Raw genomic sequence first — 15,738 nt, 5'->3', positions numbered from 1 at the left:
AAATGAGTATTGTTATTGATATTGCAGAAGGAAAGAAGATTGTACCGCATATTGTATTAGTAGGTGCTGGAGGAAACGGAGGCTTAATTTTACAACATATTGCTCAAATGATGAGTATTTTCCAACTAGATGGAGAAATTGTAGTTGCAGATCCAGACATAATTGAAACCAAGAACCTTGGAAATCAACTCTTTATTCGACCTGATGTTGGTAAATACAAAGCGGAGGTACTGGCTCGTCGATATAAAGCTGGCTATAACGTTCCTATCTCTTCCTATACGTCACAGTACATAGAAGACATAGAAACAATGCAGCAGTTGTTTGGTAATAAATACGATTTATTAAAAAAACAACATAAAGACGACTTTTTGTATCTGCCAATTGTGATTGGAGCAGTAGATAATATGTTTTCTCGTGAGGTCTTTCATCAATTCTTCCATCAATCGGATAATCTTATTTACATCGATGTAGGGAATACAGCTGTAACCGTTCCTGATAATTGGAGAGAAGTAGATAAAAGACATTGGACATCTCAACAAATAGCGGATTATAAAAGTAGTGGTTATAACGGTCAAGCAGTATGTGGGATTAAACTGAATGGCGAAATTATTCTTTCTCCACTTGGCGACTTATTTCCAGACGCTTTTACGAAGAAAGAAACGGCCCCGAGTCAATTAAGTTGTTCCGAATTAGCTGCTTCAGAACCACAGCGAGTTATTACAAATAAATTCGCTGCCATGACTGTTGCACAATTCGTCAACGAAATCTTTGATGAAGGAACCGTATCGAATCACTATATCATTTTCCAAGCTCAAAAAGCTTTTATGAAGGCTGCACCAATTGGTGAGTAGTGGTATAGGAAGGGACAATATGAGAGTGTATCAACTAGATTCCACTCAATTACAACATACGTTAACACCAACGAACATGTGTAATGGTGTTCTTCAATACTATCAATATAAGAATTATGCCGTTGTATCTGTACTTGATTTATCAAAGCATGATTCCGAAATGATACCATTGCTTCTGGCTTGTTTAGCAGAGGCTCTAATTCATTTCAACCCAGATTCTTTTTTAGCTAAGGATGAATCTGACCTCTTATATTGGTGTAGAAAGAACTTCAAAGGATTTCATAGTATCTCTGATGATGGATTCTTACAAGATTTCAGGCAGGTATACGAATGTTATCAAGCATTACAAAACGTTGGAAAACAAGAGAGAAGTATAAAAATAAATATGTAATAGCTAGGAGGAGAGAAACGCATGTATAATATAATCAAACGTCAATATAATTCAATTATCCAAGAGGTGATTCGGATTAACGAAGAAGTACAAAGGGAATTGAACCTATTAGTACAAAAAATTTGTGAAACCGTGTCTTCTGTCCAAAGAATCATCCTTTTTGGCTCTCATGCTTATGGCACACCAAATGAAGATAGTGATTTTGATCTTTGTATTGTTGTGGATGGTGTAGGAGCAAGAAAAAGGGAAGTCATTAATCGTATCAATTGGGGTATTTACGATGTAATGGAAACACCAGTTGATATTTTAGTGTATGGACCTGAAGAGTTTCAAGAACGTGCTAACCGCAGTGTAACCATGGAGCACAAAATTGCACTAGAGGGGAAGGTTCTATATGAGAAATACTGAGGATCTAAAAGAGTGGCTATTCATAGCAAAATCTGATTTAGATTCTGCTAGTTACTTAACTCATATGAAACCTTTCCCTACTGCAATTATTTGTTACCATAGTCAACAATGTGTGGAGAAACTTCTAAAAGGATTTCTTGCACTAAACGGTAGAACAGTCCCTAAAACTCATAACCTTTTAATGCTGCACAAATCGTGTCGCAAATTAGATGAGAAATTCTCATTGATTTTAGATCAGTGCGTGCAGCTGAATGGTTATGCTACAGATATTCGTTACCCTTATTTTGAAGCACTTACCGTTCAAGATGGATTAATGGCTATACAACATGCTCAAAAAGTAATGAATTTTTATAGAGAAACGTTAACCGAGCTGAATATAAATGAAACCGTACTCGAGTGAAAATAGAGGATATACATAAGAGAGAGTGCCTATAAAGGGGACTCTCTTTTTCTATTTAAACAAGAGGAGGAATGTCCCTTAACAAAATAAAATTTCATTCTATTAAGGGGCTAACAATATAACTCTGAATATTTATCAAGAAATTAAAGAGGAATCACCAAGTCATAAAGTTGCAATGCAATGTTTCAAACGTGTAATATAAATTTAATTAGAATCAAAAACATGAGTTTAGTACAGTACTAAACTCATGTTCTAGAGGTTATTTATTTTTTATACGTATTCTCTTTAATATTCTCGTAATCAGATACCCAAATGACACTGTCCTTAATTAAATATTCATTAGACGTTTCATCATCGTAGGAGGTAACCTTTCGGACCTCTAGTAAATTATTTAATAATAATTCTTGTTCTGTTATAGATAGAGTATTTATTTCATCTTCTAGCCAAATAGAAACTAAATGATATGCCCGCCAGTTGAGAGCGATATTATTTAAAAATAATGGCTTTTCCAATTGAGTTTGATATTCGACGAATTTATTTTTATACTCTACTATTTGTTCCTCTAAAGCTATAATTAACTGAGAATCTAATAAATCATTTTCATTTATGTGTAATCTTAAATAAAAGTGATTAAACTTAGATTCGGCGGCCAACTTCCAACTTTGAAAAACTTCAACTAATGCACAAATCACTTTATTTTTATACCAAATTGGTAAATCCTGTGTGTCTAGATAATTAAAAGTTTTTACATAATCAAAATGGTTAACCTCTAAAAATTTATTATCAAATTGACTATTTTCTACTTTCCATTGATTCAGCTTTCTTACTCTTCTTTTCCAACCTCTAATTTTTTTCAAGAAATAGTACACCTCTGTTCAAACTATTATATTTTTATAGATCTACCTTTAACAGGACCTTTAATCATGTCACCAGTAAGGGGATCCATACTTCCTAGATGCTTACCTTTACTATCATAAACCTCAATGTCATTATGAGTATGATCCCATTCATAGTATTTCTTTTTTGAGCCTTTACCACTAGCTTTGGTTTTTCCTTTATGTGGTGATAGACCTTTCCACACGGGGCTATTTGATTTTGTTAGTTGCTTAGAAACTTGTCTTAAAGCAGTTTTCCCCCATTTTTTAATAGCAGCTTGGATACCTGCTCTGGCTACTAAAGCTAATACCACTGGAACGGCTGGTATTACAGAGGCTTGAAGTTTTGTTGTATCGTACTCATATATTTTACCAGTTTTTTGATCTTTAAAGTTGGCGATGAATACTTCTTCATTTGATTCAATTACTTCAACATCAAAATTTACTTTTATTTCTTCTCCATTTTCATCAATAAAGTTTCCATTAACCTGGATATCACCTGTTTCTTTATCTAAAGAAACATCCGTTGATGCGGTAAAATCTTCAGCATTTACTGCACTTTCTACTATGATTTCTGCACTATTATCTGTAATAACCTCAACGTTCAACCCTTCTGAAACGCTACTATCAACTTGTTGTTCTACATTTTGATCAATTAGGTCTGTTTCTTGTGTTGCAGCATTAGCTTCATGAACAATAATCCCAAAATTAGGAATTAAAGTAATAAATAAAGTCGATATCATTATTTTTAGTAACCATTTTTGCATCTTTAGTCACTCCTAGTCATTTTTGTATTAAACCATAGCCAAATTCTTTATCATAACCCGTACTTCCTAGATCTACTGAACGCTCAATTAAAATTTTTTTAATTTGGTCCAAGTTAAGCGTATTGTCACCCTCAGCTAATAATACAGATATAACACCAGTTGCAAATGCAGTTGCAAACGATGTTCCACTATATATGGAATACCCCCCATCTTGATTTGTTGACAATATATCAACTCCAGGGGCTGCAAAATCTATTTTTCCTTTGGCAGATGAGCTGGCACGTTTAAATTCTTTATTTACAGATGATATAGATATAACATTTTCATACTTAGCGGGATAGTCTACACCCAATCCATATGTATTACCGGAAGCAGCTACCACAATAATTCCAGAATCTACTGCTTCATCTATTGCTTTTTTTAATTCAGGACTTTCAGATTGTAACCCAAAGCTAATGTTTAATATATTCACTCGTTGTTCTATACACCAACGTATACCTTTAATAAGATGGTCAACATCGCCTTTACCTTGCTTATCAAGGACTTTGACGTCATAGAGTTGAACGTTTGGAATTACACCTAAAATTCCTAAATTATTATTTTCAGCGGCTATGATTCCAGCAATAGCAGTTCCATGGCCAGTTTCATCAGTAATAGGATTATTTAAATTAATAGTATTGAATTCTTTTACAACTTTACCTTTTAAATCTTCATGTTCTTTATATATACCATTATCCAAAATAGCAACCTTGATTGTATTTTGAATACGAGTAAATCTATCTTCTATTACAGCCTTTCTTCCCCAAGTTACAGATTGTCCTTCCTTTTTGTAGGGAATGTTAGATTTTGTTTTTGATAATGTAAACTCACTATAAAAAAGAAAATAAAAAAGTGAACTACACAAAACTAGTACTGTTAGCATAAGAATTAAAATCTTTTTAACCTTATTCACCTCTTTTCTACATGTTTTCAAGGTAAGTATTGCAATGAATACTATATAATCCAGATATAAAGATATCATTTATGAAAACGTTTTATAAGACTGCAAATTATTTCTTTTTTATGTTAATATTTACATATGGAAATTAATATAATTAACGTGATTTACTATACATGATATTAATGATGAAGAAGGTTTATTTGTCGTAAGGTAAATGAACAAAAGGCTCGAAATCTTTTTGTTATAAATAGAACAATTAATATACCTGTATAAGAAATAATTAAACTCCCTCTATTATGATTTAAAGAGAGGGAGTTTTTTCTTTAATAGTAAATCCTATAGAGCCAATTAAGATACAAATCAAGGTGAAATTTCACCAATAAATCCCTCAACATGATTAATTGACATAAATATTTTATATCCAACTTCTGTATAAAACTTATAAATTTAAATATTGATAATATCTTTTCAATGATATTTTGGTTTTAAAACCAATTCTATCAATTAATTCACTTTCAGTTAGTCCTTGCTTAATAAGACGGAGAATAAATGTGTTTCTCATCTGCTGTGCAGAAATACGCCTATTTAAATCTGCTCGTTTCACCTCAAGTCGTATCATTTTTTGAATAGCAACCTCAGATAAAGTCTTTGGTGCATCATTTTCGTATACCCATCGATACGTACCTCGATTAAAATCAAATGCCACAAATAAGGGATTATCTGTATACTGTCTAGGTCTTACGGGTTCCGGAATAGTTTTATAGTATTTGTAGAGCTGTTTCGTATCATCCTCTGATAATGATATAGATCTATTTATGCCACTTTCTCCAGGGACAACTAAGGTATTTCTAGCAAACTGTATATGGCTCATATTAAGCGATATAAGCTCTTGCAAGGATAAACCGTAGTTTACTATTAAATTAATTATACAAGCGTTTCTATCCATAATTTGAGGACGATATTTAGCTTGTCTTTCTGTTAATCCCTTTGTCGATAGTACAGTGTGTTTTAAAAGCTTTTCTTCCGCTTCCGTAATAAAATCACTGTCACTTAGTGATTGATCTGGAATTAAAGCGAGCTGGATACCATCTAACGGGCTAACTATCCCTAAAAACATGTGCAACTTCTTTAAAACCACCCATATTCTGTGGCTTGTTTTCTAACTCAGAGAAATAATCCTGATAATCTTCTTCAGATAGATCACTCCATGATTTGATATGAAAAAGTATCCCATTTACTTCTAATCATCTATAAAAATCTTTAATATCTTATGCATAACGTTGGATCGTAGAATGTTTTCGGCCTTTTTCATTCAAATAAGCAGAAAAAGATTCTAAGGTTTCTTCTAAGCTAATTGTCTCGTTCATTATAATCACCTAATTTCTTTGGATATATTATAACAGAAAATAGGTGAAAGACCTGCTACCGCCCTCTGCTACGCACGGTTGCTAACATATCAAAAACGCAAACGGACAAACAACCCTTTGCATTTTTGATATGTTGATTATTATGTAGATTTGAAATAAAGTTGCACCGTTTATAATAAAGATTAACTGTTTATAAAAAAGTCGTACTGTTCTATAGAAATGAACCATGGGCTCTTTTTATTTCTTAATCAATGTGATATATTTTTATCATAAAGTGCGAAATATATCACGCAGGAGGGATTATATGAAAAATAAATTATCGTATTTGGGGTTTCTTGGTTTTTTTGGATTTTTAAGCCCGTTCTCATTTTTAGGTTATTATTCATCGCTTGTAGGTTATTTTTTCGGCTTCTTTTTCTTCTTTTTGTATGCAAAGGTTGTGCCCGATGAGCTCTTTATACAGCATGTTCGTATCGCCGCTACAAGAGCATTTTTCGTAGCACTCATACTGGGCATTATAGTAACATTAAGTGTTTTGATTTTGGAAAGTTTAGAGGTAATTAGATTCCTTGTTATAATTTCGCTTTTCATACCATTCGCTACATTCCTAATTAGTCTTGAAATATTTGAACATAGAGAAAAGAAAGGGATGCAAGATGCCAATTAAGACTCGAATGAAAGAATATAGGGTAAGGCTAAATATGTCTCAAGAAGATTTAGCTAACAAGGTTGGGGTCAGAAGAGAAACAATTGGGAATCTCGAAAATGGAAAATATAATCCTTCATTCAAACTTACTTATGATATTGCGAAGATTTTGAAAGCACCTATTGAGGTTCTGTTTTGGTTTGAAGAATAGGTTAGGTAAAAATAAACTTTTTTAATAGACATGTCCATGGGTTTTGATCAATCTTTTTTATAAAACTCTTATACTTAGTTAGAAAGATTAACTCCATTTTGATTAAACTTCTTTCAAAATGGAGTTTTTGCATTTGCTGTTAAATAAAGGTTGAAGGAAACTTTTTAATCCAACTTTATTCTAAAGCTACATATTATTTACAAAGTCAAATGAATAAGGCTATCATAATACTCCAAAAAACTCCTTTAAAAAATCTAATTTCGTTATATTCATCCATTGCTATATTAGTTGTATTCTTTATTACGACCATGTTTAATCCTCCAATTATTAATTGATTATAAAATGAAAAAAGGACAAACCTCGTCCTGGTAGGGATACGTAGGTTTGTCCTTTTGTATGTGGGTAATGATATGTTTAATTACCCTTATTATAACTGAATTAACAAATATTTTCAATTAGGTCTGACATCTTATTAACAAGCATACTAGTAATAATAAAATCTATTATAAATATATATCTTATATATTAAAAAGAAATAAAGATAAAACTTTTATAGGTTATCAAAAATAGTGAAATGACTTACTCCCGCAAGGCGAAATTTGATGTAAGAACGTAAAAAATCATAAATAGTAGAAAATGTATACGTAGATTCAATGATTGTTAGAGTTTCAATTCTACAAAAAAGCAGAAAGAAAATTATATGTTTCTACATGAAATCGGAAAGAAATTGATACAAATCGCATTATGTTTATTCAACTCTGTAAACAGAAGGTATTTTCTTTATTTTGGAAAATGAATTACTATTTATGGTCCATCTATCCACAATTTATTCAGGTAAAGTTGAAATTTGTTAACATAACCCAGTATTTACACATAACTCACATTATTATTGATGATTTTTATTAGATGAATTCAACGACACTAGTATTCTCAAGGGTATAGGGAAAATATTATTCACATTTGATCATATTTGTCCTCATATCCACTATTTTTATAATTTTCCTTCTGATTTTTTGTAGGTATTATGGGATAGGTTTTACTACATTAGAAGAATATTCCCTAGCACTATGTGGAGAGTTATATATTGGTAGAAGAGAATTTGTATAGAAGTGCATAAAAAAAGACTCCATTTTACATGAAGTCCTTCTGATTTGGTATTTATAAATAGAGTAGTGGAAAAGGGGTGTTAATGAAACAAACACGAATAGCCCTCCACTTTTGATTTTTTCAAAAATAGAGAGCTTGTTACTATTATTTTATTTCCATTGAGTGTAGCACCTGATCTGGAGTTGTTATTGTTACACCAGCACGTACTAAGCGTTCAAAGGTACGCATAAACTCTAGTAAATTAAACTGTTTTGGTAGTTCAATCACGCGCAGCTGCTCTTGCGGTAGTTTATCGATTGTTTCGATAAACCATTCACGTACATCACTTGGAATTGTGCGTTCTTTATGGCCACGAACTTTTAATTTTTCACGCATTTCAATTTCTAAGGCGATATATGCATGGAGGTTAACTCCCTGATCATATGCATATTTTCTAAATAACGTTTCTTCCTGGTATTTTAGGTAATTACGGTGATAAGATTCTTCCGTCACTGGTACCGCAAACTTCTGTTTTAGTAGTGCATGCACATTTTTAAACATCTTCTTAATGTTGCGAAGAGAGTACATGGAATAATGTAGACCGAAACTAAAGACAGCTTGTTCACGGTCACTATTTCTCTCTTTTGGTATATGTTGCGCAATAAGAGGGTAGATACCTTCTTTCGCTGCTGTATCAAGAATTTGATATTGAGATGTTTGATGCAATAGTTTTTTCAATGTATATACTATTTTCGTTGGATATCCTTCTTTTCGATCAACCATGTCACGAAGTCCACGAATTACACCGCGAATTTGACGATGACAAGTATGCTTTAATACATGAATGAATTTATTCATGTCTGCAGACAGTTCACCGATATTCATCTCTTGTAGAACTGCTTCGATAAATTTCGCTTTACGAGCATATGTAGCTTTTGGTGTAAATGGATCCCTGTGTTGTTCCTCTCCAGACTCTTTTGTACATAAGAAGTCCGAATGGATAGATAGATATAATGTTGTATATCGTTTTGTATGCTTTACACCTTTTTGCATTTTGCAAATTTTGAATAGGGGATTACCCGTACATGGTAAAGCAATTGTTAATTCTTCGATAACCGCACGGATTTGATGCGGATATTTTTTATGTAAGAAACGATACATCCCGCCAAAGTGAGTTTTGTTTCCTCTTTCGTCCTGCTTGTCCAAAGAGCGCTTTAAAGTTGTTTCTGTATGTTGTTGCATTGCGATATCTAAGAATAGCTTCTTAGCTGCTACAGATAGCTTAAAGAAAGCCTTTGTGAATACAACAGGACTAATATATACGTACGGATTTGCTTTATCTGTTTCCTCATTCATAAAATGAGTGAGTTTGATTGTATATCGGCCATCTACTCCATTTTCAACGGAGATAATGTTATGTAAGTTTAATTTCTTTAAAGCGATATAGAATTGAGAGTGCTGGATGTATGCAAACTCTTCTTTGTATTGCTTGTAATCTTCCCACATCATATGTATTGTTACATTTGGAATGACACCATTTGTATAGCATTTTTTATGTAGATATAAGAACACTTCAAGATCAGCATTCGTAATACCATATAATTTATGTTTTCTTCCTGTTTTTTCTGCAAGTGCAGACATTGCACGACGTGAAAAAGATGGTTTCGCTTGTTCGACAAAGCCTTCTACATCCGCAATACGTTCTTCGTATGTCATGTGCTGCAGAATATCTTCTAAATATGTATCTTTATAGCTGTAGTACTTCTCCTCAAATGTTGCAACAAACTTCTGCCAAGATTTTAGTGTAACTAAAACAGCATTTGTTGTTTTTCCATTTAAGCTACGCTGATTTTGAATAATAAATGATTTCCCCATCTTTTTCACCTCCGTTCTGCAAATTCAGAAATATATGTCAAAATACTATAAAATATACCAATTTTGATTATAGCAAATCGAAAAATGGTGAAAGGTGCTCCTTTAAGAAGAAAGATAGCAACTTGCAACAGCTTATAAAGCTAGGTGTATCAAGGGATATGAGAATTCTATTAATTTTTTTTGTGTTAAGGATACCGCAAACGTGTTGCAAGTTGAATTATATGTATAAGAATAAGTAAAAAGTCATCTCCCCACTTGATATATAAGGGATTAGATTGAAAATGACAAAAAAGTTAGGGTAAGGATACCGCAAACGTGTTGCAAGTTAAGAAGTACGCTTATTAATCATGAAATATAACGATTATCGTTGATGTGATAGGTTTAATTAGATTTGTATGGATTACGATAGGGTGAGGATACCGCAAACAGTGTTGCATCTTATGCGAAAAATAAGGGTAAGGATACCGCAAACGTGTTGCAAGTTGAATTATATGTATATGAATAAGTAAAAGCACTTAATTCCTTGATATATAAGGGATTAGATTAAAAAAGACAAAAAAGTTAGGGTAAGGATACCGCAAACATGTTGCATTTTATTTGAATAACTTGTTGTAAGTATAAAAAAATCACTCAAAAATTTAAAAATAGAACGATTTTTTGTGTAATGTATTAGGTTGAGAAAAAAATATACTGTTGCAAGTTAGACGAAATAGGGTAAGGATACCGCAAACATGTTGCAAGTTGTAGAGTAAAGGAAAGAAAAGCGCAAAAGGAATGCAAGTAAAGAGGAATAGGGAAAAGAAAGAGCAAACGTGTTGCAAGTTGTAGAGTAAAGGAAAGAAAAGCGCAAAAGGAATGCAAGTAAAGAGGAATAGGGAAAAGAAAGAGCAAACGTGTTGCAAGTTGTAGAGTAAAGGAAAGAAAAGCGCAAAAGGAATGCAAGTAAAGAGGAATAGGGAAAAGAAAGAGCAAACGTGTTGCAAGTTGTAGAGTAAAGGAAAGAAAAGCGCAAAAGGAATGCAAGTAAAGAGGAATAGGGAAAAGAAAGAGCAAACGTGTTGCAAGTTGTACGCAAAAGGAATGCAAGTAAAGAGGAATAGGGAAAAGAAAGAGCAAGTTGTAGAGTAAAGGAAAGAAAAGCGCAAAAGGAATGCAAGTAAAGAGGAATAGGGAAAAGAAAGAGCAAACATGTTGCAAGTTGTAGAGTAAAGGAAAGAAAAGCGCAAAAGGAATGCAAGCAAAGAGGAATAGGGAAAAGAAAGAGCAAACATGTTGCAAGTTGTAGAGTAAAGGAAAGAAAAGCGCAAAAGGAATGCAAGCAAAGAGGAATAGGGAAAAGAAAGAGCAAACATGTTGCAAGTTAAGGAATTAAGGAGAAGAAACCGCAAAATCTTGTAAATATCTGTTACAATAAATTAAATATAATAGTAGTAAAGATTTTTATGATGAAAACTACTTTGTTGTGATCCATGGTTTAGGGAGGAATATAAAGTGGATAACTTATTACAAATGTTCCGAGATGCATTGCTAATCTCTGAGCCAATTTATAAAACGAACGAGCTATTATGGAATAAGTGGAATGCGTACTTTAAAGATGTTGAAAACAATAATAACAAAGTACTAACCTCACACTATGCTTCTCCATCATTTACTGCATTAGTATCTTGGTTAGAGAAAAAGCAAGAATCCGGAATTACATTAGTACAAATTTATGCGAAGATTGATTCTTATAAGGAAGAAATATATAAGGAAATTGAAGAGTATATAGAAAAAGAATTTCAGAATGTAGCGCATTCAAATTCCATAATATTAGAAAATGATCAAAATATAGATAAGACAAATATAGTGAACCATGAGGATTATTACGAAGTAAATAATTCTGCTGTTTATTATAAACTAAGAGATGGAATTGCAAAGAATCAATTTGAAGAAGATGAAAAAAGTAAAGTCCTACAGTATCCCATTGAAACGAAGTCTTCTAATGGTGTAGCTCAACTTTCTTCACACAAAGACGAGGATTTAAGACTTACAAACACTGAAGAATCAGCTCGATGGAATACCCTTGTTGATGATGTAATGAGTAATATGGATGATTTAACGGCAGACTGTTTAGATGCAATTACAATACAGTGGATAAATGAGGCGAAATCTCCAGATGAATTCATTGATTTTTCATACGAGCAAGTTTTAGAGATGTGCAATATTCCAAAGACAGTCGTCAAAAATAAAGAATATTATCGAGCGGACGATAAAATTAAAATAGCAAAGAGGATTGCGGCTTTAGCAAGTATTTTTATCTATTTAAATGATGATAATGAGGTCGTAGTACTAAACGATCGTGATGACGAAGGAGAACGAGTAGAATTAAAGCGTGAGGTTATTAAAAGATTATTTGTTTTAGATTCGGTTGTATTGTGGAGACATAGTGTTACAAACGAATATATGGGGATTGAATCTTGTCGTATTAAGCCAGGTAGTTTTTTAACGAATTATTTATACGGATCAAATAATACAACAGCATTATTGTCTAAAAAGGCCCTTGAATACAATAGTTATAGACATAAATATCATAAAAGGTTAATTCGATACTTAACATGGCAATGGAGAATTAGACAAATGTATTCATCATTGAAAAAGCCCTATTCTATAGGAGGGGACAAGGGGCTACTAGCAGTAATGGATATTCCAAAAGATTGGAAGCCGAATCGTATTAGAGAACAGCTAGAGAATGTTTTAATGGATTTAGAAAATGAAAAAGTAATCTCTCATTGGGAGTATAGTGACCCGCTTGATGAACAACAAATTGGGAAACGTAACTGGTTTAAAAATTATTACGCTAACTTAGGGATAACTATTTTACCACCTGAGGAAATGCTACAGTCAATGGATAGTGGAATAGGAAAGAAATTTATAGAGGAACCACAAGAGCAATTACCTGTAGTAACAGTTGTTGAAGAGGTTAGGGAGACTGTGGAACCAGTCGAACAAAGAGAGAAGAAAATTCGGGATCAAATACTGAAAGTGCATAATGAAAAAAATGTAAGTATTCGTGAAATAGCAGATGAAGTTAGTATTTCGCCATCTACGCTGTCTAGATTTTGTAATTATAAAACAAAACGCTTGTCTAAAAAAGCATTAGAAAAGTTAACAAAATGGTGTGAAAGACAAGAAATATTAGAGAAGATGTAACGTAGCCTAAAAACTACTTTTTTATTAAGAAATAGTGAAAATGAAAATACACATACATTATGTATGTGTATTTTATTTAGAATAATAGATGATAGGAACCAACTACTGCATTTTAAAATGACTGTTGATATTGTTTTGTGAGAATGAATTCATTTAATATATTAGTTAAAAGGGGGAGTATTGAAAATGAAATTAAATAATTGGGATGAAATTAGTATTGAAAAAAGTACAAGCATTGGTAAAGAAGAAATGGAGTTATTATTACTAGCTGATCCTTCATCAGAAGTAGTTAATGGATACCTTAAACAAGGGGACTGTTTTGTTTTAAAAAAGGATACTATTACTGTGGGGATTATGATTTTAATTCCTACTCGTCCTGAAACAATTGAGATTATAAATATAGCAGTTTCTGAAAAAGAACAGGGTAAAGGATATGGGAAATATTTGCTTGGGTTTGCTATAGACTATGCTAAAAAAGAGAAATATAAAACCATAGAAATAGGGACGGGAAATTCTAGCTTAATGCAATTAGGCCTTTATCAAAAATGTGGGTTTAGAATAACAAATGTGGATAGGGATTTTTTCTTACGCAATTATGAAGATGAAATATATGAAAATGGTATTCAGTGTATAGATATGATTAGGTTAACGCAATATTTATAAGAAAATTAAAAAGTAAGCATATATCAAAAATCGTAACTCTCAGTTGATTGATGAGATGTTACGATTTTTTTGAATAATGAAAACCTTAACGCTTCATTAAAAAATGAAGTATGTGAGAAGGCCTGAATCGAATTGTAAATTCTTTTACTGCAACGTTATTTTTTAGAAAAAGTATATCATTTATGTTTTGAATTTGAAAATATTTCAAAATGTTTTTATTATTCAGATATATGTTTTTCTATTAATTTAAATAAAAGGTAAAAACCGTAAAAAATAGTACAGTTAATAATAATTGAATACTCTTATTAACAAATTGATGAATTATATCTTTCGAATTAAAAGAGGGAAAATTCTTTCTTTTTTTAGGGAGGGTTTAAAAAAATGCAGCTATAACAAGTATCATGTTGTTTTGATTATATAATGATATAACGTTTTATAGATGAATGTTTTTATAATAACAAAATTTATTCTATATTGAGAAAGTGAAAAAAAGAAAAAAATTGATTGAATCCCATAAAATAACATGTGAACATTATAGATATAAGAAAATACCTCGAAATTCTAGGGGGTTTTTTTGTAGATTTAAATATGTATCTTATTAGGAGGAATGATAGTGTTAATAATTTAGTTTGTTCCATTGTTTAATAATTTACGTGCATCTATGGGCTTTCATAACGCGCAATTATCTATTACTGGTAAGAATTTTGATATTAAATGTCTGGGGAAGTGATAAGTAATGGTCACTGTATTAAATAATGAAATTAAAAAATCATTAGTTGAAAAAATTGTGAATAAAAGTGCGTGTATTGGGTATATTGGTCTGGGATATGTTGGACTACCATCGGCTCTTAAATGTTTAGAAGCAGGTTATGAGGTAAGAGGATTCGATAAAAACTCAGCTAAAATAGAAAAATTAGAATGTGGAACAAGTTATATCAGTGATATACAGGATACCGAAATCCAAGATGCTTTACATACAAATAGGTTTTTTATTAGTACAGAAATGAAATATATAAATGAATGTGATGTTGTTGTTATATGTGTTCCTACTCCTTTAGAAAAAGATAGTAAACAACCAGATTTAACATATATTCATTCAGCAGTTAATGAAATAGTCAAGTACATTAGAAAGGGTACATTAGTCATTCTAGAAAGTACTACTTATCCAGGTACAACAAGAGAAGAGATTTTATATAAATTAGAACATGAAACCAATTTTGAAATTGGTACAGATATTTTTGTAGCATATTCTCCAGAGAGGATTGACCCTGCGAATAAATCATTTTCAATCCAAGATATTATTAAAATTGTAGGTGGAGTTACACTTAATTGTACAGATTGTGCTGCAGCCTTTTACAGTAACCTAATTAATGGGATTCATAAGGTCAGTAGTCCAGAAGTGGCAGAGACAGCGAAGTTATTAGAAAACACTTACCGTTTTATAAATATTGCTTTTATTAATGAAATGACACAAATATGTAATGAATTAAACATTAATATTTGGGAAGTAATTGATGCCTCTGGGACTAAGCCGTTTGGATTTCAAAAATTCTATCCAGGTCCTGGTGTAGGAGGACATTGTATTCCAATTGATCCTATATATTTTAAGTGGATTGCAAATAATAAAGATTTGGCAACAAGAATGATTGATGTAGCACAAGAGATTAACGAAAACATGCCAAATTATATTATTAAAAGGGCATTACAGTTACTACAAGATGAAGATGGAAAGAATGTTCTTATGATTGGCGTAGCATATAAGAAAAATGTTAACGATGCTAGAGAATCGTCAGCTTTGGATATTATGAATGGTTTAATGCTAGAAGGGTATAACGTTGATTACCATGATCCATTTATTGAGGAGCTAATTGTGGACAATCATAATGTAAAAAAATCTATCGATTTAACTATGAATGCATTAAATAAATATCATTTAATTATTGTTCATACGGATCATGATTGTATTAATTTTAATTTGCTCAATGAGGCAAATTGCTTAATTTTAGATACAAGAAACATATTTAAAGATGAGTCAATATATAAAAAAAATATTATATGTTTGTAGGTGA

The 15,738-nt window shown here is 31.8% G+C and carries 13 protein-coding genes and 1 pseudogene; 9 read left to right on the top strand and 5 right to left on the bottom strand.

From position 1 onward, the window contains the following. Positions 1–2 precede the first annotated feature (2 nt). Genes MKX77_RS27785 through MKX77_RS27770 form a run of 4 tightly spaced genes read left to right on the top strand, consistent with a single transcriptional unit; the run spans position 3 to position 2,050 of the window. Positions 3–851: a ThiF family adenylyltransferase gene (locus MKX77_RS27785; RefSeq protein WP_341308393.1), complete on the top strand. Its 849-nt coding sequence runs from the start codon at positions 3–5 to the stop codon at positions 849–851. 19 nt (positions 852–870) lie between these two features. Then, complete coding sequence (locus tag MKX77_RS27780) at positions 871–1,242, top strand: hypothetical protein (protein WP_341308392.1); 372 nt, start codon at positions 871–873, stop codon at positions 1,240–1,242. Between the two features lie 21 nt (positions 1,243–1,263). Further along, positions 1,264–1,650 (top strand): nucleotidyltransferase domain-containing protein, encoded by a 387-nt coding sequence (locus MKX77_RS27775; protein WP_341308391.1) that lies wholly within the window; start codon positions 1,264–1,266, stop codon positions 1,648–1,650. Beyond that, entirely contained in the window at positions 1,637–2,050 is a 414-nt protein-coding gene (locus MKX77_RS27770; RefSeq protein ID WP_341308390.1) for a HEPN domain-containing protein, read from the top strand. The genes MKX77_RS27775 and MKX77_RS27770 overlap by 14 nt, the downstream gene beginning before the upstream one ends. Positions 2,051–2,313: 263 nt before the next feature. Here the strand turns inward: MKX77_RS27770 and MKX77_RS27765 are convergent, their stop codons facing one another. The 4 genes and pseudogenes from MKX77_RS27765 to MKX77_RS27750 all read right to left on the bottom strand — a co-directional run bounded on the left by MKX77_RS27765 (position 2,314) and on the right by MKX77_RS27750 (position 5,999). Continuing rightward, the gene (locus MKX77_RS27765) at positions 2,314–2,907 is read right to left on the bottom strand and encodes a hypothetical protein (protein WP_341308389.1); all 594 of its coding nucleotides are present in this window, start codon (positions 2,905–2,907) and stop codon (positions 2,314–2,316) included. Between the two features lie 26 nt (positions 2,908–2,933). Next, positions 2,934–3,692, bottom strand: a complete 759-nt coding sequence (locus tag MKX77_RS27760) for an SAR2788 family putative toxin (protein WP_341308388.1) — start codon at positions 3,690–3,692, stop codon at positions 2,934–2,936. Between the two features lie 16 nt (positions 3,693–3,708). Beyond that, positions 3,709–4,644, bottom strand: coding sequence for a S8 family peptidase (locus tag MKX77_RS27755; protein ID WP_341308387.1), 936 nt, complete (start codon positions 4,642–4,644; stop codon positions 3,709–3,711). A gap of 427 nt (positions 4,645–5,071) precedes the next feature. Continuing rightward, a pseudogene (locus tag MKX77_RS27750) lies at positions 5,072–5,999 on the bottom strand (tyrosine-type recombinase/integrase). 304 nt (positions 6,000–6,303) lie between these two features. Between MKX77_RS27750 and MKX77_RS27745 the strand changes: the two are divergent. After that, entirely contained in the window at positions 6,304–6,666 is a 363-nt protein-coding gene (locus tag MKX77_RS27745; protein WP_341308386.1) for a DUF3796 domain-containing protein, read from the top strand. Further along, entirely contained in the window at positions 6,656–6,856 is a 201-nt protein-coding gene (locus MKX77_RS27740) for a helix-turn-helix transcriptional regulator (protein WP_341308385.1), read from the top strand. Before MKX77_RS27745 ends, MKX77_RS27740 begins: the two co-directional genes overlap by 11 nt. Before the next feature lie 1,251 nt (positions 6,857–8,107). On the opposite strand, the gene MKX77_RS27735 is transcribed toward MKX77_RS27740, so the two are convergent. Next, positions 8,108–9,817: a hypothetical protein gene (locus MKX77_RS27735; protein WP_341308384.1), complete on the bottom strand. Its 1,710-nt coding sequence runs from the start codon at positions 9,815–9,817 to the stop codon at positions 8,108–8,110. 1,491 nt (positions 9,818–11,308) lie between these two features. Here MKX77_RS27735 and MKX77_RS27730 point away from each other — a divergent pair. From MKX77_RS27730 to MKX77_RS27720, 3 genes are all read left to right on the top strand, one after another. Beyond that, a complete protein-coding gene (locus MKX77_RS27730; RefSeq protein WP_341308383.1) occupies positions 11,309–13,006 on the top strand; it encodes a helix-turn-helix domain-containing protein in 1,698 nt (565 codons plus the stop codon). A gap of 186 nt (positions 13,007–13,192) precedes the next feature. Further along, positions 13,193–13,669 (top strand): GNAT family N-acetyltransferase, encoded by a 477-nt coding sequence (locus MKX77_RS27725; protein ID WP_113937384.1) that lies wholly within the window; start codon positions 13,193–13,195, stop codon positions 13,667–13,669. Between the two features lie 736 nt (positions 13,670–14,405). Next, positions 14,406–15,734 (top strand): nucleotide sugar dehydrogenase, encoded by a 1,329-nt coding sequence (locus tag MKX77_RS27720; protein ID WP_341308382.1) that lies wholly within the window; start codon positions 14,406–14,408, stop codon positions 15,732–15,734. Positions 15,735–15,738: the final 4 nt, after the last annotated feature.

The organism is Bacillus sp. FSL R9-9410 (assembly GCF_038050385.1).
GTDB classification, from domain to species: Bacteria; Bacillota; Bacilli; order Bacillales; family Bacillaceae_G; genus Bacillus_A; species Bacillus_A cereus_U.
The sequence above is the reverse complement of the archived record's forward strand: the minus strand, read 5'-3'. Positions and strand labels throughout refer to the sequence as shown.

What these genes read in the sequence shown, in the direction of transcription:
- MKX77_RS27785 (WP_341308393.1), top strand. Translation starts at nt 3, where the DNA reads ATGAGTATTGTTATTGATATTGCAGAAGGAAAGAAGATTGTACCGCAT.
- MKX77_RS27780 (WP_341308392.1), top strand. Translation starts at nt 871, where the DNA reads ATGAGAGTGTATCAACTAGATTCCACTCAATTACAACATACGTTAACA.
- MKX77_RS27775 (WP_341308391.1), top strand. Translation starts at nt 1,264, where the DNA reads ATGTATAATATAATCAAACGTCAATATAATTCAATTATCCAAGAGGTG.
- MKX77_RS27770 (WP_341308390.1), top strand. Translation starts at nt 1,637, where the DNA reads ATGAGAAATACTGAGGATCTAAAAGAGTGGCTATTCATAGCAAAATCT.
- MKX77_RS27760 (WP_341308388.1), bottom strand. Translation starts at nt 3,692, where the DNA reads ATGCAAAAATGGTTACTAAAAATAATGATATCGACTTTATTTATTACT.
- MKX77_RS27745 (WP_341308386.1), top strand. Translation starts at nt 6,304, where the DNA reads ATGAAAAATAAATTATCGTATTTGGGGTTTCTTGGTTTTTTTGGATTT.
- MKX77_RS27740 (WP_341308385.1), top strand. Translation starts at nt 6,656, where the DNA reads ATGCCAATTAAGACTCGAATGAAAGAATATAGGGTAAGGCTAAATATG.
- MKX77_RS27735 (WP_341308384.1), bottom strand. Translation starts at nt 9,817, where the DNA reads ATGGGGAAATCATTTATTATTCAAAATCAGCGTAGCTTAAATGGAAAA.
- MKX77_RS27725 (WP_113937384.1), top strand. Translation starts at nt 13,193, where the DNA reads ATGAAATTAAATAATTGGGATGAAATTAGTATTGAAAAAAGTACAAGC.
- MKX77_RS27720 (WP_341308382.1), top strand. Translation starts at nt 14,406, where the DNA reads ATGGTCACTGTATTAAATAATGAAATTAAAAAATCATTAGTTGAAAAA.